General features: G+C 37.1%; 25 protein-coding genes, 1 pseudogene and 1 other annotated feature. Of the genes and pseudogenes, 8 read left to right on the top strand and 18 right to left on the bottom strand.

Translation table 11 applies throughout. The features are described 5' to 3' along the window. Nucleotides 1–107: 107 nt before the first annotated feature. Nucleotides 108–371: pseudogene (locus EUBDOL_RS09405) on the top strand (transposase); the annotation flags it as partial. Next, nucleotides 368–1,258 (top strand): IS3 family transposase, encoded by an 891-nt coding sequence (locus tag EUBDOL_RS09410; protein ID WP_303395100.1) that lies wholly within the window; start codon nt 368–370, stop codon nt 1,256–1,258. The pseudogene EUBDOL_RS09405 and the gene EUBDOL_RS09410, both read left to right, overlap by 4 nt. On the opposite strand, the gene EUBDOL_RS09415 is transcribed toward EUBDOL_RS09410, so the two are convergent. The 3 genes from EUBDOL_RS09415 to EUBDOL_RS09420 all read right to left on the bottom strand — a co-directional run bounded on the left by EUBDOL_RS09415 (nt 1,250) and on the right by EUBDOL_RS09420 (nt 2,873). Then, nucleotides 1,250–1,771 (bottom strand): hypothetical protein, encoded by a 522-nt coding sequence (locus EUBDOL_RS09415; protein ID WP_235713713.1) that lies wholly within the window; start codon nt 1,769–1,771, stop codon nt 1,250–1,252. The genes EUBDOL_RS09410 and EUBDOL_RS09415 overlap by 9 nt on opposite strands. After that, a complete protein-coding gene (locus EUBDOL_RS11495; RefSeq protein WP_004800715.1) occupies nt 1,713–1,901 on the bottom strand; it encodes a hypothetical protein in 189 nt (62 codons plus the stop codon). Before EUBDOL_RS11495 ends, EUBDOL_RS09415 begins: the two co-directional genes overlap by 59 nt. 441 nt (nt 1,902–2,342) lie before the next feature. Beyond that, on the bottom strand, nt 2,343–2,873 hold the full coding sequence (locus tag EUBDOL_RS09420) for a hypothetical protein (RefSeq protein ID WP_022420186.1): 531 nt from the start codon (nt 2,871–2,873) through the stop codon (nt 2,343–2,345). Nucleotides 2,874–3,035: 162 nt separating this feature from the next. Here EUBDOL_RS09420 and EUBDOL_RS09425 point away from each other — a divergent pair, with 162 nt between their 5' ends. Together EUBDOL_RS09425 and EUBDOL_RS09430 are read left to right on the top strand one after the other, a co-directional pair. Further along, nucleotides 3,036–3,605: a helix-turn-helix domain-containing protein gene (locus EUBDOL_RS09425; RefSeq protein ID WP_004799116.1), complete on the top strand. Its 570-nt coding sequence runs from the start codon at nt 3,036–3,038 to the stop codon at nt 3,603–3,605. Then, nucleotides 3,572–4,417, top strand: coding sequence for an IS3 family transposase (locus tag EUBDOL_RS09430; RefSeq protein ID WP_235713720.1), 846 nt, complete (start codon nt 3,572–3,574; stop codon nt 4,415–4,417). Before EUBDOL_RS09425 ends, EUBDOL_RS09430 begins: the two co-directional genes overlap by 34 nt. A gap of 66 nt (nt 4,418–4,483) precedes the next feature. Here EUBDOL_RS09430 and EUBDOL_RS09435 read toward each other — a convergent pair whose 3' ends face one another. From EUBDOL_RS09435 to prfA, 5 genes are all read right to left on the bottom strand, one after another. Continuing rightward, nucleotides 4,484–5,242, bottom strand: a complete 759-nt coding sequence (locus EUBDOL_RS09435) for an SDR family NAD(P)-dependent oxidoreductase (RefSeq protein ID WP_022419848.1) — start codon at nt 5,240–5,242, stop codon at nt 4,484–4,486. Between the two features lie 83 nt (nt 5,243–5,325). Next, nucleotides 5,326–5,955, bottom strand: a complete 630-nt coding sequence (locus tag EUBDOL_RS09440; RefSeq protein WP_040463795.1) for a cytidylate kinase-like family protein — start codon at nt 5,953–5,955, stop codon at nt 5,326–5,328. A 162-nt stretch (nt 5,956–6,117) separates the two neighbouring features. Further along, nucleotides 6,118–7,977, bottom strand: coding sequence for a tRNA uridine-5-carboxymethylaminomethyl(34) synthesis enzyme MnmG (gene mnmG, locus EUBDOL_RS09445; protein ID WP_004800721.1), 1,860 nt, complete (start codon nt 7,975–7,977; stop codon nt 6,118–6,120). 99 nt (nt 7,978–8,076) lie between these two features. Beyond that, nucleotides 8,077–8,931, bottom strand: coding sequence for a peptide chain release factor N(5)-glutamine methyltransferase (gene prmC / locus EUBDOL_RS09450; RefSeq protein ID WP_004800722.1), 855 nt, complete (start codon nt 8,929–8,931; stop codon nt 8,077–8,079). Next, entirely contained in the window at nt 8,931–10,004 is a 1,074-nt protein-coding gene (gene prfA / locus EUBDOL_RS09455; RefSeq protein WP_004800723.1) for a peptide chain release factor 1, read from the bottom strand. The genes prmC and prfA overlap by 1 nt, the downstream gene beginning before the upstream one ends. A gap of 740 nt (nt 10,005–10,744) precedes the next feature. On the opposite strand from prfA, the gene fic reads away from it, so the two are divergent. After that, a complete protein-coding gene (gene fic, locus EUBDOL_RS09460; protein WP_004800725.1) occupies nt 10,745–11,350 on the top strand; it encodes a protein adenylyltransferase Fic in 606 nt (201 codons plus the stop codon). A 107-nt stretch (nt 11,351–11,457) separates the two neighbouring features. Here fic and EUBDOL_RS09465 read toward each other — a convergent pair whose 3' ends face one another. The 6 genes from EUBDOL_RS09465 to EUBDOL_RS09490 form a co-directional block, all read right to left on the bottom strand. Continuing rightward, the gene (locus EUBDOL_RS09465) at nt 11,458–11,940 is read right to left on the bottom strand and encodes a nucleoside-diphosphate kinase (protein WP_022419841.1); all 483 of its coding nucleotides are present in this window, start codon (nt 11,938–11,940) and stop codon (nt 11,458–11,460) included. Nucleotides 11,941–12,000: 60 nt separating this feature from the next. Next, complete coding sequence (locus EUBDOL_RS09470; protein ID WP_004800727.1) at nt 12,001–12,576, bottom strand: thymidine kinase; 576 nt, start codon at nt 12,574–12,576, stop codon at nt 12,001–12,003. A gap of 68 nt (nt 12,577–12,644) precedes the next feature. Continuing rightward, nucleotides 12,645–12,848, bottom strand: a complete 204-nt coding sequence (gene rpmE, locus EUBDOL_RS09475) for a 50S ribosomal protein L31 (RefSeq protein ID WP_004800728.1) — start codon at nt 12,846–12,848, stop codon at nt 12,645–12,647. Nucleotides 12,849–13,049: 201 nt separating this feature from the next. After that, entirely contained in the window at nt 13,050–14,564 is a 1,515-nt protein-coding gene (locus tag EUBDOL_RS09480; RefSeq protein ID WP_004800729.1) for an ABC transporter permease, read from the bottom strand. After that, nucleotides 14,557–15,450, bottom strand: coding sequence for an ABC transporter ATP-binding protein (locus tag EUBDOL_RS09485; RefSeq protein ID WP_004800730.1), 894 nt, complete (start codon nt 15,448–15,450; stop codon nt 14,557–14,559). The genes EUBDOL_RS09480 and EUBDOL_RS09485 overlap by 8 nt, the downstream gene beginning before the upstream one ends. Next, complete coding sequence (locus EUBDOL_RS09490; protein WP_004800731.1) at nt 15,443–15,817, bottom strand: GntR family transcriptional regulator; 375 nt, start codon at nt 15,815–15,817, stop codon at nt 15,443–15,445. The genes EUBDOL_RS09485 and EUBDOL_RS09490 overlap by 8 nt, the downstream gene beginning before the upstream one ends. 230 nt (nt 15,818–16,047) lie before the next feature. Between EUBDOL_RS09490 and EUBDOL_RS09495 the strand changes: the two genes are divergently transcribed. Together EUBDOL_RS09495 and EUBDOL_RS09500 are read left to right on the top strand one after the other, a co-directional pair. Next, entirely contained in the window at nt 16,048–16,338 is a 291-nt protein-coding gene (locus tag EUBDOL_RS09495) for a transposase (protein ID WP_004798671.1), read from the top strand. After that, on the top strand, nt 16,335–17,225 hold the full coding sequence (locus EUBDOL_RS09500; protein WP_303395100.1) for an IS3 family transposase: 891 nt from the start codon (nt 16,335–16,337) through the stop codon (nt 17,223–17,225). The genes EUBDOL_RS09495 and EUBDOL_RS09500 overlap by 4 nt, the downstream gene beginning before the upstream one ends. 176 nt (nt 17,226–17,401) lie before the next feature. On the opposite strand, the gene EUBDOL_RS11635 is transcribed toward EUBDOL_RS09500, so the two are convergent. The 4 genes from EUBDOL_RS11635 to EUBDOL_RS09520 form a co-directional block, all read right to left on the bottom strand. Further along, a complete protein-coding gene (locus tag EUBDOL_RS11635; RefSeq protein ID WP_004800732.1) occupies nt 17,402–18,493 on the bottom strand; it encodes a hypothetical protein in 1,092 nt (363 codons plus the stop codon). A 146-nt stretch (nt 18,494–18,639) separates the two neighbouring features. Then, a complete protein-coding gene (locus EUBDOL_RS09510) occupies nt 18,640–21,471 on the bottom strand; it encodes a glycoside hydrolase family 3 N-terminal domain-containing protein (protein WP_004800733.1) in 2,832 nt (943 codons plus the stop codon). A gap of 190 nt (nt 21,472–21,661) precedes the next feature. After that, nucleotides 21,662–23,617: a methionine--tRNA ligase gene (metG, locus tag EUBDOL_RS09515; protein WP_004800734.1), complete on the bottom strand. Its 1,956-nt coding sequence runs from the start codon at nt 23,615–23,617 to the stop codon at nt 21,662–21,664. A 36-nt stretch (nt 23,618–23,653) separates the two neighbouring features. Continuing rightward, nucleotides 23,654–23,856: a binding site (T-box leader), on the bottom strand. Between the two features lie 93 nt (nt 23,857–23,949). Further along, entirely contained in the window at nt 23,950–25,407 is a 1,458-nt protein-coding gene (locus EUBDOL_RS09520) for an RDD family protein (protein ID WP_004800735.1), read from the bottom strand. 302 nt (nt 25,408–25,709) lie between these two features. On the opposite strand from EUBDOL_RS09520, the gene EUBDOL_RS09525 reads away from it, so the two are divergent. Beyond that, on the top strand, nt 25,710–26,633 hold the full coding sequence (locus tag EUBDOL_RS09525; protein ID WP_040463845.1) for a calcium/sodium antiporter: 924 nt from the start codon (nt 25,710–25,712) through the stop codon (nt 26,631–26,633). The last annotated feature ends 178 nt before the right edge of the window (nt 26,634–26,811 follow it).

The raw sequence follows: 26,811 nt of genomic DNA on the forward strand, positions 1-26,811 counted from the left end.
TCCAAAATCGCATGTGGTGGATCGGAGTAAGCTCTTATGGATACTGTCTAATTATTAACACAGAAAGAAGAGGATTTAATTATGGCTAAACCTACTTTACAGATGAATTTAAACAAGGAGTTGTTCAGTATGTACTTGATCATCCTGATGAATCTAAACTTTCTATTGCTAAACGTTTTGACATTGCTGACAGTACTGTTCATAAATGGGTGAAAGATGCTGATAAAAATAATGGTACTATTGTTTCCAGAGGTTCTGGTAATTTCTCTAGTGATGAAGCTAAAGAAATTGCTCGTTTGCGTAAGGAGCTTAAAGATACACAGGATGCGCTTGATGTCTTAAAAAAGGCTATTGGCATACTGGGAAAATAACGAAACAGGAACTTTATTATCAAATCAAAATAAAAAAGCAGAATGATAATAATGCTTCGATTTCCGGTATGCTCGATAAACTTAATGTCAGTAAATCAGGATATTATGATTATGTTAACAGAAAACCTTCTAAACAAAAAGTTAGAAAACAAGAACTCAGTAAAAAAATAAAAGCAATTCATGAAGAATCACATGAAATTTATGGAGCACCGAAAATAACTGTAAAACTGAATCAGTCAGGAATAAAAGTCAGCGAAAAATATGTGGGCAATATTATGCGTGAGATGGGTATTAAAGCCCATTATATCAGACCATGCACAATAACCACTAAGGACAGTGATTTTTCATCAAAACTGAAGAATATTCTAAAACGTAATTTCAATCCTGAAAAGCCGAATTCAGCCTGGTGTACAGATATAACCTATATTTGGACACAGGAAGAAGGATTTGTGTATCTGACAAGTATAATGGATTTATACTCAAGAAAAATAATAGCCTGGAAACTAACAAAAACAATGGAAGTAGAGGAAGTATTAAAATGTCTGGAAGAAGCAAAAAGGAGGAGAAAAACAGATAATCCGGTAGTAATACACAGTGACAGAGGTGTTCAATTCACATCAAAAAAATACTATAATCTAACGGTAGGAATGATCGGCAGTTACTCTAAAAAAGGGAATCCATGGGATAATGCATGCATAGAATCATTTCATGCATTGATAAAAAGAGAATGGCTAAACAGAAAAAAGATAAATGACTATTCAGAAGCTTATCAGATGGTATTTGAATACATAGAAGGATTTTACAATACAGTAAGAATACATTCTCATTGTGATTACCAATCTCCAAACAAATATGAAAAAAACTACTACCAGAATAATTTAAACTAAAAATTGAAAATTCTTATATTTTAGTTGTCCGAAATCTTGACATAGTACCACACTTTTCTTTCCACGTCGTTCTCCGATAAGCATTCCTTCTGCCAATCCTGCTTTCTTACCTTCCTGCTCATAATACATACATATATGGCTCATTTCTTCTACCTCCTCTTCCATCGTTTCCGTTACCTTTATTCCAAATTGCTTCCTCAATATCTCCAACTTCTCCTCTGCACTATGCTCATTCTTAAACAATACATTCATCAAATTTTGAAAGCTTGTATCCTTTGCGTCATACTTCCCTTTCGGATACAACATGAAGATATGCATCATACCATAATTCTCTACCTTCTCCTCCCATCTATTTCCCAAGCATTCTTCTTTCATGCTGTAATGATTCGCTACTCCTTCTTTCCTATTTGCATATTCCTGCATCAGCCATATCGAATGTACCCTTTGTATCTTCTTATATTCTTTCTGGCGTACGATCAATCGACTGCAATAGTATTCCGCTCGCTTTAGCAACGGGTATCCGGGGTCGATCATTCATCTGTATTTCGATATTGATCATCTGTTGCTTATCACTCTTGGGAATATCCGCTACAAACAATATATCATAGCGTACCAAAGAGCCTAATACGCTTTCGTCCTCCAAGTTGAGATACTGATATACTCTTCTTTTTCATTCCCTAAGCATTTCATGATTTCTTTTAACGAAAGTGTTTTATACTCTGCAATATATTCCTTTAATAATCTTGCTAGGATTTGTTTATTGCTGAATATTCTTTTACAATAACGATCGTATGCTTTTTGTTTATCCTGAAGAAGAATCCCTGATGCTAAACTTCTTTACTTTTCATCACACACCTCCTCTTTTTTATGTATTTTTATATCTTACTTTATGTAAAGCTTAGCATACCCTTCTAGCATTCTCAATTCGATATATCATATATTTTTTCCTCCTTTCGTTTTAGAGCTACGCTTTGGTATCTCATAAGGTAATACGATTACAAGCACTAGAAAAACAAAAAAATTTACTAATTTTTCGAAAAACATAAAAAAAGCCAATGACACACTGACTTTTTCTTTGAACTGCTTAACTGTTATATGCAATACTAAGATATCCCTGTAAAACCTCTACGATTGTATACGCCATATTTTCCAAAACTTTCAATTTCATACCCCGTAATAGAACATCAAGCAGATAGCCGCCTTTTTTTACACCATAATCATTATCCATCATCAAGATAAAAACAGCAATCATCGAATGCTCCATGATATAAAACACATCTTCACTTTCATCTAGCTGCATGATAAGCCGACGTACATGGACACTTTCAAATTCTTCATAAAACTCCATTGGCAATATAAGCTTACCATGTGGATAATACAATATCCCTTCTTTTTGATAAAGGTGATACTTTCCTACAAAATCTTTGATTCGCTCACTTAATGGACAGCGCCAATCTTCAAATACATCTAATTCACCATTACCGTTTATATCCTTAAATGCATAGCCATCAATTTCTAAAATTCGGATTCCTTGATTCGCATCATAGCTTAATGTTTTTCCACCGTTGTTCTCAATACATTCCCCTTTCCCTTTATGCTTCAATATCCAGTGCATTGCATCAAGCCTCCTTCTATGCTTACAGTATAGCATGTCGCTTGTTTAGAATATGTCAAGCAATGGTGTGAAATTACGGAAATTGAAGCGGGTATTAAAAAACGCACTCATATTGATATGTACCCTCTTTACTGGACAAGCCAGTAAGGAGGGTATTTTTATATGCGTTATAGTTATGAGTTTAAATTGGAATGTGTACAATTCTATAAAGAAACAGGCACATATCCACCAACACCCGAGAAAGTCAAACAACATTCTTTTAGATATAAAATTAGAGAATGGACAAGAATGTATGATAAACACGGACCTAATATCTTGAAACATTCAAACGAAAATTATAAGTGGACACCTGATGCTAAGTTAGTTTTAATAAATCAATATTTAACAGGTAAATCCATGACGTCTGTTGCGATTGACGCGGGAATTGATAAAGGTTTATTGTACTCTTGGATTCGCAAATACGAAGAATTAGGATATAATGGTCTTGTAGAATCTAAGAAAGGTCGCAAATGCAAGAATCCTGATATGAACAAGAAAACAATAGTACAAAGAGATTTAAATGAAACTGAATTAGAAGAATTAATTAGATTAAGAGCTGAAAATGAATATATCAAAGCAGAAATTGAAGTATTAAAAAAATCGATCGCCTTGAGAAAGGAAAAGGAAGCTGCGCATCTCAAGGCGAAAAAGCAGCGATCATCAAAGAACTTAGAGAGCAAGGATACAAACTAAAATATCTATTGAAAGCTATGAGATTATCTAAATCAACATATTATTTTGAAGTATCGAAAGATGATAAAGTAGCTATAAGAAATGAAGAATTAACCAAGGAAATAGTAAAATTGTTTAATAAACATAAAGGACGATATGGTGTAAGACGCATTTATCACGCATTAAAAGCTAAAGGTATTCATGTTAACCATAAGCGTGTACAACGGATTATGCATATTAACGGATTACTGGGAAAATGTCCAAAAAAAAGATATCATTCATATAAAGGCAATGTAGGAAGAATTGCAGATAATATTATTGATAGAAACTTTACAGCGACAGCACCCTTTCAGAAGTGGACAACTGATGTTTCGCAGTTTAACTTTCCATGGGGCAAGTGTTATATTTCGCCAATCTTAGATATGTTTACTAACGAAATCATTTCTTATGATTTATCATTAAGTCCAAATTTTGAGCAGATAAAAAATATGCTTAATAAAGCATATGAAAAGTTTCCAACATTAAATGGATTAATCTTTCATTCGGATCAAGGATGGCAATATCAACATGCTCATTATATCAATTCATTAAAGGAACATGGAATAACTCAGTCTATGTCTCGTAAAGGAAACTGTTATGATAACTCTATAATGGAAACATTCTTTGGAAGATTGAAAAACGAAATTTATTATGGATATGAAAATAATTATAAATCATTTAAAGAATTTTCTAATGCAATGAAGGAATATATAGATTATTATAATAACGAAAGAATACAAGCAAAAACAAAATGGATGCCACCTGTTCAATACAGGCTAGCATCCATGAGTTAAACTTATAAAATTAAATTTTAACGTGTCCAGGATTATGGGTATACATCATATAGAATGCGTCAAGTATTATCCTACAAATCCGCCATCAACGGATAAAATAGCACCATTTACAAAAGAAGCCATATCACTTGCCAAATACATCATCGCATGAGCAATATCTTCCGGCTGTCCGATGCGCTGTAATGGAATTTGAGAAGCCATTGCCTGAATAATTCGTTCGTCAAGTTCTTTTACCATATCGGTTTCAATGATTCCCGGCGCTACCGCATTGACACGGATTCCGTCTTTTCCAAGCTCACGGGCTAATGATTTGGTTAAACCGTTAATCGCAAATTTACTTGTCGGATACGCACTACCGGAGCGTTGTGCATATAGCGATACCATAGAGCTGGTATTCACAATTGCACCTTTTCCCTTTTTCTTCATGATCGGTGCACACATACGAATCATACGGAATACCGCATCGACATTCAACTGCATAACCTTTGAGAAATGCTCATCATCGTATTCATAAATGGATTTCGCATCGGAGATTCCGGCATTGTTTATCAAAATATCCACACTGCCTAAGTCCTTCTCTACTTCCTCTAACAAGTGTTGCACTTCCTGTTCACTGTTGAGATCCGGATAATAGCCCTGCACAGGATAATTTGGATTTTCTTTTTTCAACAAGTCCAGCGCATGATCAACCGTTTCCTTGCGAGATCCAAGCATCGCAACCTTCGCACCACTGCGTAAAAATCCCTGCACAGCCGCAAATCCTATCCCTCTTGTACCACCGGTTATAATAACAACTTTATGCTTTAATGATGCAATCTTTTCCATGTAAATCATCTCCTTTTCTTTTAATTGGCTTTACTATACCATATCCCTAAAAGGCTTACTAGAATAATGCTCAAAGCACGGATTCATCGTCCGTGCTCTTCTTCCTTTTTCATCAATTCCATAATAATATCCACACAGCCCTCTAATCCAAAGGTACTTGAATTTAAGGATATATCGTAATTCTCTGCCTTTCCCCATGTACGATCGGTATAGTATTCATAGTAATTGGCACGTCGCTTATCAATCTTAAGAATAGATTTTTCCACATCGCGTAAATCTACCTCATACGATGTTTTCGCTCGCTCTACCTTATCCTTTTCATCGGCATGAATAAATACATTTATGACATCATCACGCTCCCGCAGCACATAGTCTGCACAACGTCCGACAATCACACAAGCACCTTGATTTGCTACCTGCTCGACCACATGTGCCTGTACCAAATACAAACGATCATTTAATGACAATTCCGTAATAGCGGATAACGGACCTCCTAAGGAATAGCCTAATGCACCGAAAAGATGAAATCCCTTACTGGTACGACTATCGTTATCCTCAAACAGCTCCTTATCAATACCGCTTTCCTTTGCTGCGATTTCAATCAGCTCTTTATCATAAAACGGAATCTTCAAGCGCTCCGCCAACATTTTTCCAATCATTCTTCCACCGCTGCCAAATTCCCTGCTTATTGTGATAATGGTCTTTTTCTTCATAAAAATGACCTCCTTGTCTATATGTATATTATACTCTAATTCTATGGGAAGCATAGTTGTAGTGTCCAAATAAGCAGATATTTGGAAAAATCGGTAAGTTTCTTGTGCTAATCATAAATCTAAAAAAGCACTCCGTTGTGGAATGCTTCTAGTTATATTCTTTTATGCTTTGCGCTTACGCTGTTCCAAATAGACTGCCAAAACCGCAATATCCGCCGGATTGACACCGGAAATACGAGAGGCTTGTCCCATTGTTAATGGCATGACCTTTGCCAGCTTTTGTCGAGCCTCTAAGGAAAGATTTGCGACCTCATCATAACAGATATCCGTAGGCAATACCACATTGTCCATATCTCGCAAATGCTTGGCATCACGCTTCGCCTTAAGAATATAGCCTTCGTATTTAATGTCGATCTCAAGCTGTCTGCTTACCTCTGCATCGACCTTTCTATCCAGATACGGCATCAGCATATACATTGTAACATTCGGTCGCTTTAACAACTCTCTTGCACTGACACCTTCTTTTAATTCATCATAGCCATTAGCCTTTAAAAACATATTGATTTCGGATTTTGGAGTAAAGCGTACCGTTTCCAAATATGCCTTGGTATCTTCAATATCTTTTAGCTTTTGTTTATAGCGGGCATAGCGTTCCTCACTGATTAAGCCAAGTTCATGTCCATATCTCATTAAACGCTGATCGGCATTATCATGTCGCAACAACAGACGATATTCGGCACGTGATGTTAATAAACGATAAGGCTCTTGGGTTCCCTTGGTTACCAAATCATCAATCAATACTCCGATATATGCCTCATCACGATGCAAGATCAAAGGTGCTTTATGATCCAGCTTCAAACAAGCATTGATTCCTGCCATCAATCCTTGTCCGGCTGCTTCCTCATAACCGCTTGTTCCATTGATTTGTCCGGCTGTATATAAATTTTCTACCAGCTTGTTTTCCAAAGTCGGCTTGCATTGCAAAGGATCGATTGCATCGTATTCAATCGCATACGCATATTTTTCAATCTCACAATGCTCTAAACCGGCTAAGCTATGCAGCATATCCTCTTGCACATCGTGTGGCATCGAGGTTGAAAAGCCTTGAATATAGGTAGTATCCAATTGTTCGCTTTCCGGTTCTAAAAAGATTTGATGACGCTCCTTATCCGCAAAGCGCACCAGCTTATCCTCAATACTTGGACAATAGCGTGGTCCTACCCCTTTTACCAAACCTGAATACATCGCACTCTTATCTAAATTATCACGAATGATCTGATGTGTTTTGGCATTGGTATAGGTTAAATAGCATAAAGCCTGTTTATCAAAGGGGCGAATGCTTTTGGTTTCGGTGGAAAATGCAAGAAATGCATCACTTCCCGGCTGTACCTCTGTTTTGGAAAAATCAATCGAGGAGGTTTTTACACGTGCCGGTGTTCCGGTTTTTAAACGAAAGGTCGTAATTCCCAAATCACGCAGACTTTGTGATAAAGCATTGGTCGTAGGCTCTTGATCCGGGCCACTTGGCGTCGAGGTATGTCCAACCAAAATACAGCTGCTCATATACGTACCGCTTGTTACAATGACTGCTTGGCTGTATTCTTCATGACCGTCCTTTTGTAAGACACCTTTCACCTTGCCGTTTTCTGCCAATACCTTTTCCACACACATTTCGCGCACTTCCAAGTTTTCACAAGACAATACCACATCTTGCATATATTTTTTATAAGCCAGCTTATCGGATTGCACACGCAAGCACTGCACTCCCGGTCCTTTGTTTGTATTCAGCATTTTAAACTGCAAAGCTGTTGCATCGGCAGCCTTTCCCATTTCACCGCCAAGTGCATCAATTTCACGTACCACGATTCCTTTCGCCGGACCTCCGACACTGGGATTGCATGGCATAGATGCGATCATATCAATATTCATAGAATACAATAAGGTTTTCTTTTTCATACGGGCACAGGCAAGTGCCGCTTCCACACCGGCATGTCCACCGCCAATTACGATTACATCTACCATAGACACCCTCCTTTTGCTATTGTTCTTATAACGTTAATAGGATACCACAAATCATGCAAAGAGGAAAGGTAAAATAAAAAGACCGCAAACAAGTGCGATCTAACAATTCAAATATATAAACAGCATGCGGTTTTTACCGCTCATATCCTTAATCACTTCAATTTTAGCATCTGGAAAATATTTTCGTGCTTCTGCACTTAACGCTTCCTTTTGGTTATATCCCATTTCAAAAGCCATCATCGCTTTATCCTTTAATACCTTTTTCGCATGTTCAAAGATAATGCGATAAAATTTCAAGCCATCTTCTCCACCAAATAAGGCAACATGCGGTTCATAGTTTACAACGCTGTCCTCCATAGCTTCATCACTTGGAATATATGGTGGATTGCTGATCAAAATATCCACCTTGATATTGCGCTCAATTAGCGGTTCTAGCATATCACCGCACAATACCTCTACCACCACATCGTTATCCTGCGCATTTTGCTTCGCAATCCTACATGCCTTTTCACTAATATCACTGGCAAGGATATGAATATTCGGTTCTTCCTTTTTCAAGGCGACTGCAATCGCACCGCTTCCCGTACCGACATCAACCGCCGTAACATTTAGGGTATCCTTAAAATACTCATCGTATGCTGCTAGGATATAGGCTACTAGCTCCTCCGTTTCCGGACGTGGTATCAAAACATCTTCATTGACCTTAAAACGATACCCATAAAACCATTCAAAGCCCAGTACATGACCAAGTGGTTCTCCCTCTACCAAGCGTTCCACTCCTGCCTCAAACTCATCAATCTGCGCCTGTGGCATTTCCTCATCATATTCCATATAAAGATTATGCGCTTCTTTGTTTGTCAGCTCCAACAAATATAGGAAAGCAGCTTGTTCTCCGCGATCAGCAGCTTCCATCTTTACCTGTGCCTTTTTCAAGACTTCACGATAACTTGCCATTATTGTTGCCCTGCCAATTTCGCTTGCTGATCTGCGCTGCAAAGTGCATCTAATAAATCCTGCATTCTGCCTTCCATGATGCGATCCAGCTGATTTACATTGTAGCCGATACGATGATCGGTTACACGATTTTGCGGATAGTTATACGTACGAATTTTCTCGGCACGATCCCCCGTACCGATCTTACTGCGGCGCTCTACTCCCTGTTCTTCCTCTAACTTACGCTGATGCTCCTCATACACACGAGAGCGAATGGTCATTAAGGCAGTTGCACGGTTTTCGTGCTGTGAACGTCCGTCCTGACATTTTACTACAATACCCGTAGGCTTATGTACGATACGAACCGCAGAGTCCGTTTTATTGATGTGCTGACCTCCGGCACCGGAAGCACGCATCGTTTCGATTTCCAAATCATTCATATCAATATCAAAATCCTCAGCTTCGATTTCCGGTGTTACCAAAACCGTTGCCGTTGATGTATGAATACGTCCTTGACTTTCTGTCTTCGGTACACGCTGTACACGATGACTTCCCGATTCAAACTTTAAGCGTCCGTACACGCCATCTCCCTTCACCATGAAGGATACCAATGAAAAGCCTCCGGCTTCACAATCGTCCATTTCGATAATCTCAATACGCCAGCCTTGACTTTCTGCATATTTACTATACATACGATACAAATCGCCGGCAAAAATATTTCCTTCATCACCACCGGCAGCCCCACGAATTTCCACGATGGCATTGTGTGAATCGTTAGGATCTTTCGGAATCAATAAAATTTCCAGTTTTCCTAAATATCCCTCGATTTTCGGCTCAAGTTCCTCAATTTCCATCTTTGCCATCTCTTTGATTTCTTTATCATCTTCCATTAAAAGCGCCTTAGCGTCCTCTAGTGCCTGCACACTGTTTTTATATTCGGTATAGGTTTCTACCACCTGTACCAAATCCGCCTGTTCACGTCCCAACTTTGCCAGCATTTTACTGTCGGAAACAATTTCCGGCGACATCATCATCTCATTGATTTCATGATACCGATTGACCATTCCTTCTAAACGCTCGATCATTACACTCATACGACTACCTCCAATATATAGAAAAGGCTTATCAAAAAGCCGAATTATCCGTATATACTATACCATTGAAGCGTGGAAATGAAAAGCACTTTAGCATAGAAAAGCATTTGTCCTTATACATATAATCATAGCATTAAATAGCAAGAATAAATAGACTTTTCTTTTTTCTTCCCTTCGTATATTCTGAAGATGAAAAGATGTAGGAGCAATGGTGATATATCATACGAATTGAAATTCAGAGATTTTATGAAGGAAGGCTGTCATTATGTATATATTATTGCTTCTGGAATTGTTTTTCTTCCATATAGGCATTATCATGATTTCTATGGGAGGAGCCGGTATGTTAGAGATTGGTTCATTATTTTGTTTATTTTCAACTATTTTAATTATCGTAGCATTATTTAAAATACTATCGAAAAGAAAACGGTAAATCTCTATTCATCAATCTCGTAAACTAATACAACAATAAATATACTATTTTCCATTCCTAAGATAATGTACAGCATACAATAATAGCTTTAAAAATCAGGAAGACTTTGAATAAAGACAGCATATACTGCCTGATTTTCATTTGTATAACGTCCTCCTTTATTTTTAAGCTACTGCAATCATACACTGGCATTAGCATTGAAAAAAGTGTATAGTATTTTAAAGAATATCCTTTGCTAGTCTTGTAAGAATAGGAAGAAGGAACTATATGAAAACGATGCATTGCTTTATAATAAGCAAGGAGGTGCAATATGACGCTTGAAAATAAACTGGGATTAACAAACTTTGCAGAGCTTGCCCGTGAGGAAGAAAAACTTAGTAAGAAAAAAGCACTTGCACTTTTTGAAAACGGAATACTTGATCAATTAGAAGCCGGAACATTTCCTGCTTTGAAAGAAATTCATAAATATCTTTTTGATGAAATCTATGATTTTGCAGGCGAAATCAGAAGTGTAAACATTGCAAAAGGAAATTTTCGTTTCGTTCCTTTCATGTATTTGTCAGCCGCACTTGAAAGTATTGAAAAAATGCCACAAACTACATTTGATGAAATTGTGGAAAAATATGTAGAAATGAATGTTGCACACCCTTTCAGAGAAGGAAACGGACGCAGCACTCGAATTTGGTTGGATCACATGTTTAAAAAAGAACTGCAAAAGGTCGTGGATTGGACTCAAATAAATAAAGAAGATTACTTGCTTGCGATGGAACGCAGTCCGATTAAGGACATTGAGATTAAGCATCTTCTTAAATCTGCTTTGATTGAAGATACCAATAATCGTGAAGTATATAAGAAAGGTATCAATCATAGCTATTACTATGAAGGCTATGCCACCTTTAAAACAAAGGAGCTATAAATAAAGAAGTATTATTTACAGGCATTCGTACTTTTTTCGTTACGAGTGCTTTTTTCATATTTTATAGAAAAAGGATACAAGTTCTATGTACCCTTTCTGACATCATTCTAGTTTAAATATTCCTGCCAAATCCGCAATTCTCTCTTTGCGCTTTCTTGACTATCGGAAGCGTGGATCAAATTATACACCAAGCGATTTTCCGGACCGGATTTATCATAGCCATCATTACTATATTTCCCGCGAATCGTATCCTTATCAGCTTCTTGTGGATTTGTTTTTCCGATATGCTTACGTGAATAGGCAATGATATCCTCCTCACCTTCATAAGAAACCTTCATCGGCATAATAAAGTGTGGGCCATCATAATAAAAGGTATTAAACAATTTTCCCGGGAAATTAAATTCCTTTTCCATACTATCAATTACATCTCGATAATGTTCAAGCAAAACCTTCATTTCTTCCATGGTAACTTCTACTTCCTTGCTTGCTTCAACATGCAATCCAAGTGCTTCTAATTCCTTTAGGATTGCTTCCTTTTTACCATCTTCAAAAGCATCGGGCTTTAACATCATATACGTATATTGCTTCATAAACATATCCTCCGTTTTTCTTATATTTATTGTATAGCATTTCCTATAAATAAAACAGCTTTATTTCACAACCTCATGACAATGACGACATCTTGCCTCATACGCTTCCTTTGCGCCAACCTGTATGATTTTATCGTTTACATTTGCCGGCTTGCCATCAATTAAGCGCTGAGAACGGGTTGCGGGAGCTCCGCATTTCATACAAACCGCTGTTAATTTTGTAACAAATTCTGCTGTTGCAAGCAGTGCCGGCATAACCTTAAACGGTTCTCCGCGAAAATCCATGTCTAAACCTGCCACGATCACACGCTTGCCTTGGTTAGCCAATTCGTTGCATATCTTCACAATTTCTTCATCAAAGAATTGTACCTCGTCAATCGCTACAACATCATAGTCCTCTTGCATATAGGCATAAATTTCCTCTGCCTTGGAAATCACAAAGCTTTTCACACGTTTTCCATTGTGGGAAACAATATACGCATCACTATATCGCTTATCAATCGCCGGTTTAAAAATCGCAATGCGTTTATGAGCATATTCTAAGGTCTTGATGCGTCGAATCAGTTCCTCGCTCTTTCCGGCAAACATACAGCCGGTAATGACTTCGATAAAGCCTTGATTATATTGTTGATACATATTTTCTCCTATCCTGCCGAAGCATTAGAAAAAGAGGACATTGCCCTCTTTCCTGTTGTTTGTTTATCTTACTTAAGTCCGTATTTTTTGTTGAATTTTTCAATACGTCCCTGTGCAGCAGCAAATCTCTGACGTCCCGTAAAGAATGGGTGGCAGTTTGAGCAAGTATCAACACGCAATTCTTTTGCAGTTGAACCTGTTTCAAATTCAGCGCCGCATGAAGTACATTTCACAGTAATGCGATGGTACTCTGGGTGAATTCCTTTTTTCATATAATTACTCTCCTTCCGCCTTGGATCTCCGTCGTATCCAAAGTAAGTGCTATACAATTATAACAATACTTTTTGCTTTACGCAAGAGGTTTTCGCAAGAAAAATATGCAATATGATGCTTGCGAAAAGATTCGATTTCTTACATATTTCTTTTGAAAGATATGCAATTAACTATATATCTTTACAGATTTGCATAACACATCATTGCGCAGACTTCATTGCCTCGTAATTTTGTTTCAATGCCGCCTCGTCATTGTTATAAACCTCTTTAATAGCACAACCATCTTCATCTATGATAGAACAATCCGTAAGCCTAACACTGCTACTCCAATGTGCAAGCTTTTTTAAATCACTGTAATCCAGCATAGTAGAATCCCAATACTCTCGCGTACTTTCTACAATATTTCTATCAAGTTGGTAATCAATCATCATCGAATATCGAATATCCGGATAATCAATAGAGTGAGTATCCTTTTTTTCCGCTTCTTCCAAATATCCATCAAGCCAATCTAAAAATTCTTCTATATTTTCCTCGGGAATCTTCATTTCAAATGAATTTCCACCACCATATGCTGAGTAATAAATATTCACAAAGCGGAAATCATCGGTATCTGGATATTCTTTTACCAAACCGAAACCATGGGTCGATTGGAAAATCAACACAAATGCCAAAGTAGCTGCCGTAATCCCCATAAATCCGCCAATATCGGTAATCTTTATTTTTAAACTTCTACGTGCAAACAAACGCATGATGATATAAAGTGCAAAAATAATCGTTCCCATGATAAACATACTTGCTGAAAACAGATTTGTATTAAACAACATCAGAATCAACGCAACCGATAAAACAGTTACCACAAATGGATACATTAAATAAGATGTGGTACGATGCTGTGCTTCTTCCTCCTTACGTAAAATAAATCCTCGCATAGAGATATAAAACGCAACGATACCAAGCAAGCACCAAACACCTGTTGTAATTAGATTAACAACACTTTCGAATACCATTTCAAATCTATCAAATATAAACCACGCTAATGAAACGGTAAGTGATACCGGAAAAGATAGAGCCGATAGTAACGTTTCTCCAGGCATAATTTCGTCTACAAACGATGTCGCGCTATTCGCAATCAACAAATCCGATGCCTGATAATCTATAAACAGTATAATTGCTAAATATAAAACAAACGGTAAAATCAGATATGCGCCGGACATCACCACAGCATCGGCGAAATTATTACACTTCACTGCTACCAACGTAAAGATCGTATAGGTTACAAAAAACGGTATCAACAGCAATATAAAATAAATAACGAAATTGAAAAGTCTTGAATAGGAAAAAGCACCTAGTAATAAAAATTCTATAACAAAATTCAAATATAAAGGAATAAGTCCGAACACAGCTCCTAACAAATACTGCACTACAAAGAATTTCTTACGTGTAATCGGCAATGATAAATACATATTACAACTTGTTTTCTTATATAAAAAGCGCCAAGTAAACATCGGCATGATACCGGCTACAAGAAAGGTGCTAATTAAGGAAAGTATAAAGACCGTAGCTTGCATACTTGAGGAATCAAACATCGAATAACTAAACAGATTGTTGATAAGAGGAAACGGCATGATTATAAACAGCCCTACACACATCAAAATCAACAAACGGCGATTGCTTTTAAAGAAATATTGAACATAGCTTTTGGTATTTCTATTCATAATCCTCACCATACCCCTTCTTCTTCATTTCATATAGGAACAATTCCTCTAAATTAACATCTAGCACTTCTCGCATCAATGGATTCATCGTATCCAAATAATTGTTAATCTTATCAATATTCCCTTTCACTACCATATTTACCACTCTGGATTGAATCTGAATGGAAAGAATATCTAAATCCGCAAAATCCTCGGCTTTCTTTTCTTCATGAAATGCCAACTGAATTTTATGAACATTGTCGGTTGCTTCATCAACATAACCGGCAGTCGTTACTTTACCGTCCTCCAAGATTCCAAACGTATCACAAATATCCTCTAATTCACGAAGATTGTGGCTGGATATGATAACGGTAATTTCTTTTTTCTCCACCAGCTCACCGATTGCACGCTTGAAGGTTAACCGCATTACCGGATCCAAACCATCAAAGGCTTCATCTAACAATAAATAGCGTGGAGAAATTGCCAAAGCCAAGGCGATAAAGGCTTGTCGCTTCATACCCTTAGAAAAGTTTTTCATAGGCTCTCGATCATTCAAATGGAACAGTCGAATATAGTGTTGATAAATTTCTTCGTCCATATTCGGATACCACGCCTGATAAAAGCTTTTCATATCCGAAATACTGGCATTATAGAAATAAAATGGCTCATCACTTAACAAAAGAATATCCTTTTTGATTTCCGGTTGATCATAGATTGCCTCTTTATCCACCATCGCACAACCACTATCCGGCTTACTTATTCCTGCAATAATCTTTAACAGTGTTGATTTCCCGGCACCATTGGGACCAATCAATCCGAATACACTTCCATCTTGAATATCCAAATTAAAATCCGAAAGCACTAATTTATTTTTAAATCGTTTGGTAACTGAACGTATCTTAAGCATGCTGTTCTCCCTCCCCATACACATGATCGATGCAGCTATGAAGCTCTTTACTTTCGATATGATATTGTTTCATCTCCGCAACGACTTCACTGAATTCCTGAAGCTTTACACTTTTAATTGTTTTCTTACTTCCATTATCCGCAATAAAGCAGCCTTTGCCTTTTTCGGTATAAATATATCCCTGTGCCTCCAGTTCCTGATAAGCCTTCGACACCGTATTGGGATTTACACCGATTTCACAGGCAAGCGAGCGAACACTTGGTAATTGATCATTTGCCGATAAAACACCAATGGATATAAACTCTAAAATTTGCTTTTTTAGCTGTTCAAAAATCGGTGTTCTGCTTTTGGCATCAATAACAAACATAGCATAGCCTCCTCACTGTATTAGTGTACTACTTACACTAATACAGTATAATGAATTGTACTTCTTGTCAAGCTTTCCGATAAAAAAAACAGAACAAAACTTAATTTTATATATAATTCCATAAACAAATTGATGCTAGAATAAAAACCGTATCAGTTAAATGTGAGAGTTAAAGCATCTTATGGTATACTGTCATAAATTATTAACACAGAAAGAAGAGGAATTTAATTATGGCTAAACCTACATTTACAGATGAATTTAAACAAGGAGTTGTTCAGTATGTACTTGATCATCCTGATGAATCTAAACTTTCTATTGCTAAACGTTTTGACATTGCTGACAGTACTGTTCATAAATGGGTGAAAGATGCTGATAAAAATAATGGTACTATTGTTTCCAGAGGTTCTGGTAATTTCTCTAGTGATGAAGCTAAAGAAATTGCTCGTTTGCGTAAGGAGCTTAAAGATACACAGGATGCGCTTGATGTCTTAAAAAAGGCTATTGGCATACTGGGAAAATAACGAAACAGGAACTTTATTATCAAATCAAAATAAAAAAGCAGAATGATAATAATGCTTCGATTTCCGGTATGCTCGATAAACTTAATGTCAGTAAATCAGGATATTATGATTATGTTAACAGAAAACCTTCTAAACAAAAAGTTAGAAAACAAGAACTCAGTAAAAAAATAAAAGCAATTCATGAAGAATCACATGAAATTTATGGAGCACCGAAAATAACTGTAAAACTGAATCAGTCAGGAATAAAAGTCAGCGAAAAATATGTGGGCAATATTATGCGTGAGATGGGTATTAAAGCCCATTATATCAGACCATGCACAATAACCACTAAGGACAGTGATTTTTCATCAAAACTGAAGAATATTCTAAAACGTAATTTCAATCCTGAAAAGCCGAATTCAGCCTGGTGTACAGATATAACCTATATTTGGACACAGGAAGAAGGATTTGTGTATCTGACAAGTATAATGGATTTATACTCAAGAAAAATAATAGCCTGGAAACTAACAAAAACAATGGAAGTAGAGGAAGTATTAAAATGTCTGGAAGAAGCAAAAAGGAGGAGAAAAACAGATAATCCGGTAGTAATACACAGTGACAGAGGTGTTCAATTCACATCAAAAAAATACTATAATCTAACGGTAGGAATGATCGGCAGTTACTCTAAAAAAGGGAATCCATGGGATAATGCATGCATAGAATCATTTCATGCATTGATAAAAAGAGAATGGCTAAACAGAAAAAAGATAAATGACTATTCAGAAGCTTATCAGATGGTATTTGAATACATAGAAGGATTTTACAATACAGTAAGAATACATTCTCATTGTGATTACCAATCTCCAAACAAATATGAAAAAAACTACTACCAGAATAATTTAAACTAAAAATTGAAAATTCTTATATTTTAGTTGTCCGAAATCTTGACATAGTACCAAATCGCTTTTCTTACGATAAGCAGGTATAAAAAAACTATCTCCTTTATGTGCTTACACACCGTAAGTATTGCACATAGGAAGATAGCAATATGTTGATTTCTTCTTTCCGTATTTTTATAAAATTCTTATCGCTTATCTTTATTTTCTTGTTTATGCTGCGTTTTCTCACTTTCTTCCAGCTTCATCTTTTGATAGGTGTATACTAGCTGTCCAACGAGAATAACAATCAAGATCACATCGTAAAACAGCCAAAATCCACCCATAAAATATGGAGTCAAAAAGCATAAAACAATAACGATTGGAATAAACCATAAAGTACGTTTGAATTTTCCACGATAATTCATATTCCAATAAATTATACTCTTATCCCTTTTCTGATTCTTCGACATATCTTCAGGCTTTTTCACTCTCTTATCATAAGCCTGCTTTATTTCCATTGTATCGTGCGTCAAAAGATACCACAGCTTTTCTTCTTCTGATTGATTGGAAAAAAGTGTGGAAAACTGCTCTTGAATTCCATCTTCCGTATAATCCTTCATTTCTTTGCCGATAATATTTTGCATAACCTTCATCATTTCAACAGCACCTAAGCCATCACAATAAAGACTAGAGGAACGCAGACGAAAGCTTTCTCCATTCAAATAAGTTATTTTTATGTTTGTGTTTTTCATACCGAAGGCATCATGCGCAAAGTATCCGTTATAAGTTAAATTTTTAGAAATTAAGGTTCCATCTATTACCGCCCAATGCTGACTAAGCAGGACTGTAACATATTTTTTTAACAAGCGATCTTGAAACTTAACCAACTCAAAAACTTCATTTTCGAGCAGTTCTTGTAGGTGTTGCTTAGAAAGTCGGCGATTAAGAAGCGGAATGCAATGATAAGGCGTGCGAAGATAGCGTACTACTTTGCGTACTGTTAAGATTGTTAAAGCAATAAAAAATGCGGTAATCCAAAAGAAGTCTGTGCGTCTTGTTAGATAACTGAGATAAATTCCACGCACTGATGCGTACAAGCAAAACAGCCATAATAAAGCAATAACAGCTTTTTTAAGTGGGTATAGTCGTATCCATTCTAGGTATTGCAACGTTTTTTGCGGGGTATTTTGTATTTGTGAGGATTGAAATGCCAGTCTTTTCGTTAGCCATCGGGCAAATAGATCCGGTAAATTCGCAAGGATAAAAATGACAGCAACAATAAGAATCGAACCAACCATATTCTTCACCTCTATATGTATTGTATCATGAATACAACATAGCCATCAATTCACGATGAGATAAAATCGGAGCAATATTCATAATAAATACTGCTCCGATAACAATAACCGCAAGTTCAAAAGCTTGCGAACCTTTACTTTCTTACTTATTTCCCTATTGCTTTTTTACGTAGATAAACGATACCACCAAAAGATAGAGTAAGTACACCAATCATAAACATTACTGAAGTAGAATCACCTGTATGTGGAGGTTCTGTTGGATCCTTTGGAGGAATTATTGTTTCTCCGCCCTTTTCATCTATAATTCCATAATAATCATAATCACCCAATGCAAATACAAAAGCATCTTCTTCTATTTTAGCATCTAATACTTTCGTATCCCCATTTTTATAGATTCCAACAACTTTATAGTTTCCCTCTTTCCAAGATGAATCCATGGAAATAGCAATCTGATATTCTCCTTGAGGTGTAAATCCATTTCCATCATAACTAAATTTCAATTCTTTTACCTGTTTAAGTTCCTGTGTATCTTTAAGCTTTACATCTACTTCTTTTTTAAATTCTTCTAATGTAGAAGATGCCCATGTCAATGTATCAAACTGCGTTCCGATTTCAAATACACCTGTTGCACTTGTTTTTCTATCTTTGCTATACAACGTCATTTTCTGCGGTAAATAGCCAACAGTAGTTTTACTTACATCATTCGTTGGAAGATAGCTTCTATCCTTGTAATCATATATACGAACTTCTTTGATTGGTGCATAAGCACCTTTATTAAATAATGGCTTAACGTCAAATTTCATAATCGGTTTTTCATTTGCTTTAAAGTCAAATACTAACACGTTGTCTTTAACTGTCAAGCTATCTTTTGAAGATAATTCGAAATGTTCATTATCCATTATCAATTCAATCCGATAATTATGTTTCGTTATTTGTTGCAAATCTTCGCCTTGGACTGTTAGAGTAAAAGGATCCTTATTTAATAAGCCCTTTGCGTTTACCTTAAATTCTCCAGCATTCTCTTGGTATTTCAATCCATGTCCAATTGGATATAAAATATCATTTACAACCATTTCATGATTTTCATTGATACTAGGAATATCTACTGGCAAAGTCCCTTGTGCTTGCTTACCAAAAATCACATTAACTGCTGCTGGTATATTAGCACCATAAACTTTACTAGGTAATGTTCCATTTGGATCATCTAAAGCGGTAGGATCCATACCTCTGCTACCATAAGCGGCAACAATTGCTTTTGCATCTTTGAAATTCGCTACATCGTAAGGTTTATGAATACTCATCAAGACATTATCAATTCCCTTTTCATTTGCATATTGTGTAATTTCAGTTGGAACACGTGTGATCCAATGATCCGGCTTTAAACTGGTTGCATCTCCCATTTCTGTAATCGTAATTACATAATCAGCCTTATCAATGTATGGTTTTAAAGAATCTAATGTCGTATTCTTATTATAATTTATTGCTTCGTATGTAACTTTATCTGATATTTTTCCATCTGCTATGGCTTGCCTCATACCTAATTTCAATCCAGGAACTTCATTTTCATAAGCGCCAATCAATAAGACATGCTCATTTGCTTTCGGATTGAAGGGTAATACTTCCTCATCATTTTTAATAACGGTAATTGCCTGTTCAGCAACATTACGTTCAATGCGGCGATGTTCTTCACACCCGACAATAGCTTCCGCATTGGCTATTTTTTCTTCAATTGTACGATTATCCTCATTCAAATCTAAGATTCCGCGTTTTTCTTTTAGTTCCAGAATACGTCGAACTGAAGCATCTAATTCTTTTTCATCAATTCTTCCATCTTCCACTGCCTGCACAGCATAATCAATAATACGATCCATGTCTTTAATAGAAGAAGGACAATTGATGACAGTTGGCTTTAAGGCAATATCAACTCCTGCTTGAAAAGCCATTACCACTGCTTCAGCATCACCAAAATATTGAACAATAGCCTGCATTGTCATTGAATCTGTTACGACTACGCCCTCAAAGCCCATATCCTTTCGTAAAATATCGGTTAAAAACACACGACTTAACGTTGCCGGTGCAGTAATAAGCTCCCCACTCTTTGTTTCTAATTTCTCAGCAATTTGCGGATAGGCAATGTGAGCCGTCATAATCATATCAATACCGGCATCAATAGCCGCTTGAAATGGTACTAATTCCAATTGTTTAATTTCTTCATAAGATTTATCAACTGTTGGCAATCCTGTGTGCGAATCTGTAGATGTATCTCCATGTCCAGGAAAATGCTTAGCAGTTGCCGCAACATTTTGATCTTGAATCCCTTTTACGATTTCAACACCAAGGTCAGCTACTAGATTTGGATCAGAAGATATAGAACGAATATTGATAACCGGATTTAATGGGTTACTATTTGTATCCAAATCAGGTCCGAAATTATTATTGATTCCTAAAGCAACTTCTTCTCTTCCAATAATTTTCCCATCTAAATAAGCTGCATTTTTATCCTTTGTCGCACCAATTGCCATATTTCCTGGCATTGCAGTTCCAGTATCTACACGAAAAACCGTTCCGCCCTCATTATCAATAGACACAAGTAAAGGTAAGCGATTGGCGTTATCATCACGTGGTTTAGTAGCAGCCTTTTGGAAATCATCAATCAAACGGACAATTTTATCTGTTTCATGTGTATTGTCCCCAAAAAGAATAATGCCACCAAAATCATGTGTTTCCATGATTTTTCTTAAATCATCATTCATCTCAGTTAAATCATGCGTTTTCGATTCTCCATCATTTTTCCATTGTCGAAAATCCGGCATAATTTTTTGTTCAATTTTCTGTTTGGTCGTCATTTTACTTAAAATTTCATCAACTCGAGAAGAAGATGTTTCAGTCGTTGCACCTACTTTCCAAACTGAGCTTGAAAACATACTACATACAAGCGCTCCGCTTAAAGCTATATGAGCAACTTTTTTTATGTTCATATTAGAACCCTCCTATCTTTGATATGCAATATTTTCAACCTCATTTTAACATTGTAAGCGCTTTTATGCAATGCTGGGATATCATTTCTTCTAAAAGAATATAAAAAATGAAGCAATTTTCAAATGAAATATTGCCTCATTAAATCTCAGTATAATTACACCTATATCACACTGAAAGTTTTTAATAAACTTAGCTTACCTTTGTACCATTCGGCAAATCCTTTGCAATGCTGACAATATCCAAATCTGTATCATTGCTAGCACATAGGATCATACCTTGGCTCTCTACTCCACGAAGCTTTACCGGTTTTAAATTTGATACAACAACAACCTTTTTACCGACAACTTCCTCCGGTTTAAAAGTAGAGGCAATACCGCTGACAATCTGGCGAACCTCATCACCCAAATCAATTTGCTCTACCAACAAGCGATCTGCTTTCGGGTGCTTTTCCGCTGAAAGAATCGTACCAACCTTCAATTCTACTTTTGTAAAATCTTCGATAGTAATTTCTTCTTTTCCTTTTTCCTTTGTAACTTCCTTTTGAGCGGCTTGCTTAGCTTCCTTCTGTTTATCTGCCTCTAAGGTTTCCATAAATTCCTTAGGGTCGATACGTTGGAATAAAATACTTGGTTTAGCTTCTACCGTATGACCGCATTCCAACTGTCCGAAGCTTTCAAGACTCGCCTTATCTCGACGACTTGTGCTTAGCTGATCTAAGATCTTTTCACTTGTTTCCGGCATAAAGCTTTCTAATAAGACAGCCGCATAACGAATGCTCTCCAATAGATTATATAAAACCGTTGCTAAGCGATCCTTCTTAGTCTCGTCCTTACCAAGCGTCCAAGGGGTTGTTTCATCAATATACTTATTGCAGCGCTTCAACAGCGTAAAGATTTCATCAATGGCTTCTCCAACACGCAGCTGATCCATCTTTTCATCAACATTATGTACTGTCGCAACTGCTAATTCAATAAGCTCTGCATCAAGTGGATCTCCCTCCATCGGATTGGAAATTACCCCATGGAAATATTTGTTCTGCATAGAAATGGTACGATTCACCAAGTTACCCAACACATTTGCCAAATCGGAATTCACACGCTCTACCATCAAATCCCAAGTAATCGTACCATCTTGAGCAAATGGCATTTCATGCAGTACAAAATAACGAACCGCATCAACACCGAAATAATGCACCAACTCATCTGCATAAATTGCATTGCCTTTAGATTTTGACATCTTGCCATCACCGACAAGCAGCCATGGGTGTCCGAATACCTGCTTTGGCAGTGGTTCTCCAAGTGCCATTAACATGATCGGCCAATAAATCGTATGGAACCGTAGGATATCCTTACCGATGATATGTACATCTGCCGGCCAATATTTCTTATAATTCTCACCATGATTGCCATCAACATCAAAGCCTAAGGAAGTAATATAGTTACTTAAAGCATCAATCCAAACATAAACTACATGATCCGGATCGAAATCAACCGGTATTCCCCATTTAAAAGAGGTTCTGGATACACAAAGATCTTGTAATCCCGGCTTCAAAAAATTATTGATCATTTCATTTTTGCGTGATTCCGGTTGAATAAATTCCGGGTGAGTTTCAATATGCTCAATCAAGCGTGGCGAATATTTCTGTAAATTAAAGAAATAAGCCTCCTCGGTTGCTTTTTTTACCGGCCGTCCGCAATCCGGACATTTCCCATCTACTAACTGACTTTCCGTCCAAAAAGATTCACACGGCGTACAATACATTCCCTCATACGTACTCTTATAAATATCCCCCTGCTCATACAGCTTCTTAAAGATTTTCTGTACCTGCTTTTCATGATAATCATCGGTTGTACGTACAAAATAATCATAGCTTGTGTTCATCATATCGAAGTTTTTACGTACGATACCGGCAATATTATCCACAAATTCCTTTGGAGTAATACCCGCCTCTTTTGCCTTTTCTTCGATTTTCTGTCCATGTTCATCAGTACCTGTTTGAAAAAATACATCATAGCCCTGCTGTCGCTTATAGCGTGCAATCGCATCGGTCAAAACGATTTCGTATGTATTTCCGATATGCGGACGTCCTGATGTATAAGCGATTGCTGTTGTAATGTAATACTTGCCTTTGCAGTTGTTGCACATAATATACAAACCTCCTCAAAATATAAAAAGCTTCCGCCAAAGGACGAAAGCTCGTGTTACCACCTTTATTCACATGCCAAGCATGCCTCAAATCGTTAACGCCGATCTACGTCTTTTTCTAACTATTCGAAAAAGCAGTTCCAGGTCCATCTTCCTTTCCCCTCTGTGATGAGCTTTCAGCAGCCGCTCACTCTCTTTGACATCAGAACGGAATATACTCTTCCTGTCTTTACCTTATGAACGTATCCTTATTATATAGAATTATCCAAGAGAACACAAGGAAAATCGTAAAAACGCTTGGATTCTTCTGCTCTATTATCACAAAGCTTGCGTTATTGATAGGCTTCGATAAAATCCTGAATGATTCGCTCGCCGTCCTTTGGACACTGTGTCATACCGATGCGTGCACTGCCTTGCTCATGGAAGAAGCCACTGCCACCGGTAATATAAAGCTTATGTGTCATTGCATACTTCATCAAGGCCTTCATTTCCTCTTGTGTATGCTTGGAATAAAAGACCTCAAGCCCTTGAATACCAAGCTTTACAAGTTCGTCTAAAAGCTGTGGTTCACTCATATACAAGCGTCCCGGATATGCCAACACACTGACTCCCCCGCTCATTTTTATAACCTCGAGTACGTCCTCCAGCAAAGGATATTTCACCTGTACATAACAAGGCTTGCCATAGCTGAAATAATCCTTTGCCAGCTTTCTTGCGGCTTCCTCCATGTGATCGTATTGTAAATATGGCTGTAAAAGTTCACAATCACTAAATTCACTGCGAGTTAATACATGCTTGGCAATCAACTCACCCGGCAATCTTTGAAAACGATTGTTTTGTAGCAAGCGGTCAATATCAATATGTCTGCCGATAAGCTTTTCAAATTTCTGTACACGTGCAATGCTTGCTCGCTTTTCATTCACTAAGCTTTCATTTTCAATCGTTGCGAACAACTCATTGGTATAATCAATAAAATATCCGAGTACACGTAAACGAATGCCTTGATATTCACAATTGATTTCAATGCCCGGAATATACTCAACATTATATAAAGCGCTCATACGTTTTGCCAAATGATTGGACTTCGCACAATCCAAATCGGTAATTGAAATGGTTTGCATATTATTTTTCGCCGCTAATTGAAACAGCTCCTCAACATTGTATTCCCCATTCGCACTGAAATCGGAGTGCAGATGCAAATCAATACGACTGCGATATTGCGGCTGTGGCTTGACACTACGCACACGCTTTTGCTTTGCTACACCTACCACACAGGTATGAAACAGCATGTCCGGCAGTGTACGCTGCTGTTTGGTCGTAAGCACCAAAATTCCATTGATTGCCCAATACAAAACAACACCGAAGATATTTAAGAAATACATCAATACCAAAAACGGAATCGCAAAACCAATGACCTCACGTCTTAGTAATGCGGCATTGGAACAATCATTCCCGTTTGATGTTATCACCTTATATCCGAAAATCCGCATTCCCAAGCTTTGCCCACCGGTTTGCTTATAAATATAAAAATTGGCACATAAAATGGATAAAATCAATAAAATGCCGATAGCGATATTAACAATGACCATACCGGATACACTAACGATACTTCCAAGCACCGCCATCATAATGATATTCCAAATCATGATTGGTGCTATCATAACGCATACATCAATCAAAAAGGAAAAGAAACGTGGTTTCCAATCGTTTTTCGTTAAAGCATAATAGCCCTTCTGTGCATAGATTGCTTCCGATGCAACAGATGGAGCGGATTGTTTTCTTTTTTTCATGGTATCACCCTTCAAGTATTCTAGCTTATTTCGTAATCAATGATATTATACTACACTTTCTGCGTTTGTATATGACTTTTATCGTGTTAAGGAAATGTTAAGTTTCTTTCTTTTTGCTAGGCAAACCTATAAAATTATGCTATACTCTTGATGAATTTAAAAGGGAGTAGCTCACGCAAGATGCGTGAAGTGTGATCGTCAATACGATTGTCAGACAATCCGGTTCACTTCGTAAGCAGCAAGACTTTTATTGTTATGGCACAATAAGAGTCTTTTCTTTTGTGTCAGGAAAGGACATGATTATGGATTTATTAGTAGCTGTGCTTTATATTGCACTCGGATTTTTCTTTTTGATGAAGGGAGCGGATTTCTTTGTGGACAGTGCCAGTGGTATTGCCGCTAAGCTTGGTGTTTCCAGCTTAATCATCGGACTTACCATCGTAGCCTTCGGTACCTCACTTCCGGAGCTTGCGGTAAGTGTTACGGCGGCCCTAGATGGCTCCAATGAAATTGCCGTTGGAAACGTTGTCGGCTCTAACATTTTTAACCTTCTTGTTGTTGCCGGTATGAGCGCTTGTATTTATCCTTTGGTTGTAAACAAAACCATTATGAAGCGTGATTGGCCTTTATCAGCTTTCGCTGCTTTGCTATTGGCTATATTCTTGATTGATGCACACATTTCACGTATGGAAGCCTTGGTACTGTTAGCTTGCTTTGCAGTTATGCTGTTTGTTCAAATCAAGCATTCTAAAAAAGAAAAGGAAGAAGTTAAAGAAGAACCTCGTTCCTATGGAAAGTTAATGGTTTATCTTATCGTCGGTGTTGCCGGTATCATCATCGGTGGTCAGTTAGCCGTTGATGGTGCTACAAACTTAGCACGCATTCTCGGTCTTAGTGAAACTTTGATCGGACTAACGGTTGTTGCTATCGGAACCTCACTGCCGGAGCTTGTAACCTCCATTGTAGCGGCAAAGAAAAATGAAAATGAAATTGCGATGGGAAATGTCATCGGCTCCAACCTTTTCAATATCTTCTTTATCCTCGGCATTTCTGCTTTCCTAAACCCAATCAGCGTAGCACAAACGGCCTTAATAGATACTACGATCCTTATCGTTATCAGTGTAGTGTTCTGGTTAATATGTCGTGTTTATCCGTTAAACAAGAAAACCGGATTGGCAATGGTACTAACGTATGTCGCTTATACCATTTACATTATCCTTCGATAGCTTCGCAAAGAATGGTTCCTATGCTTTTTTAATAGCTGCCCCTATCTGTAAATATATGATTTTTGATAATCCAACCAACTTAGTGCTTGTTTTTTGTTTCCTACTTATGTTATAAATAATAAGAACTGGTTTTACTAACCTCCCAGTATAATAATAGGTCATGACAAATTACACTAGC

This window comes from Amedibacillus dolichus DSM 3991 (assembly GCF_000154285.1).
Taxonomy (GTDB): Bacteria; Bacillota_I; Bacilli_A; order Erysipelotrichales; family Erysipelotrichaceae; genus Amedibacillus; species Amedibacillus dolichus.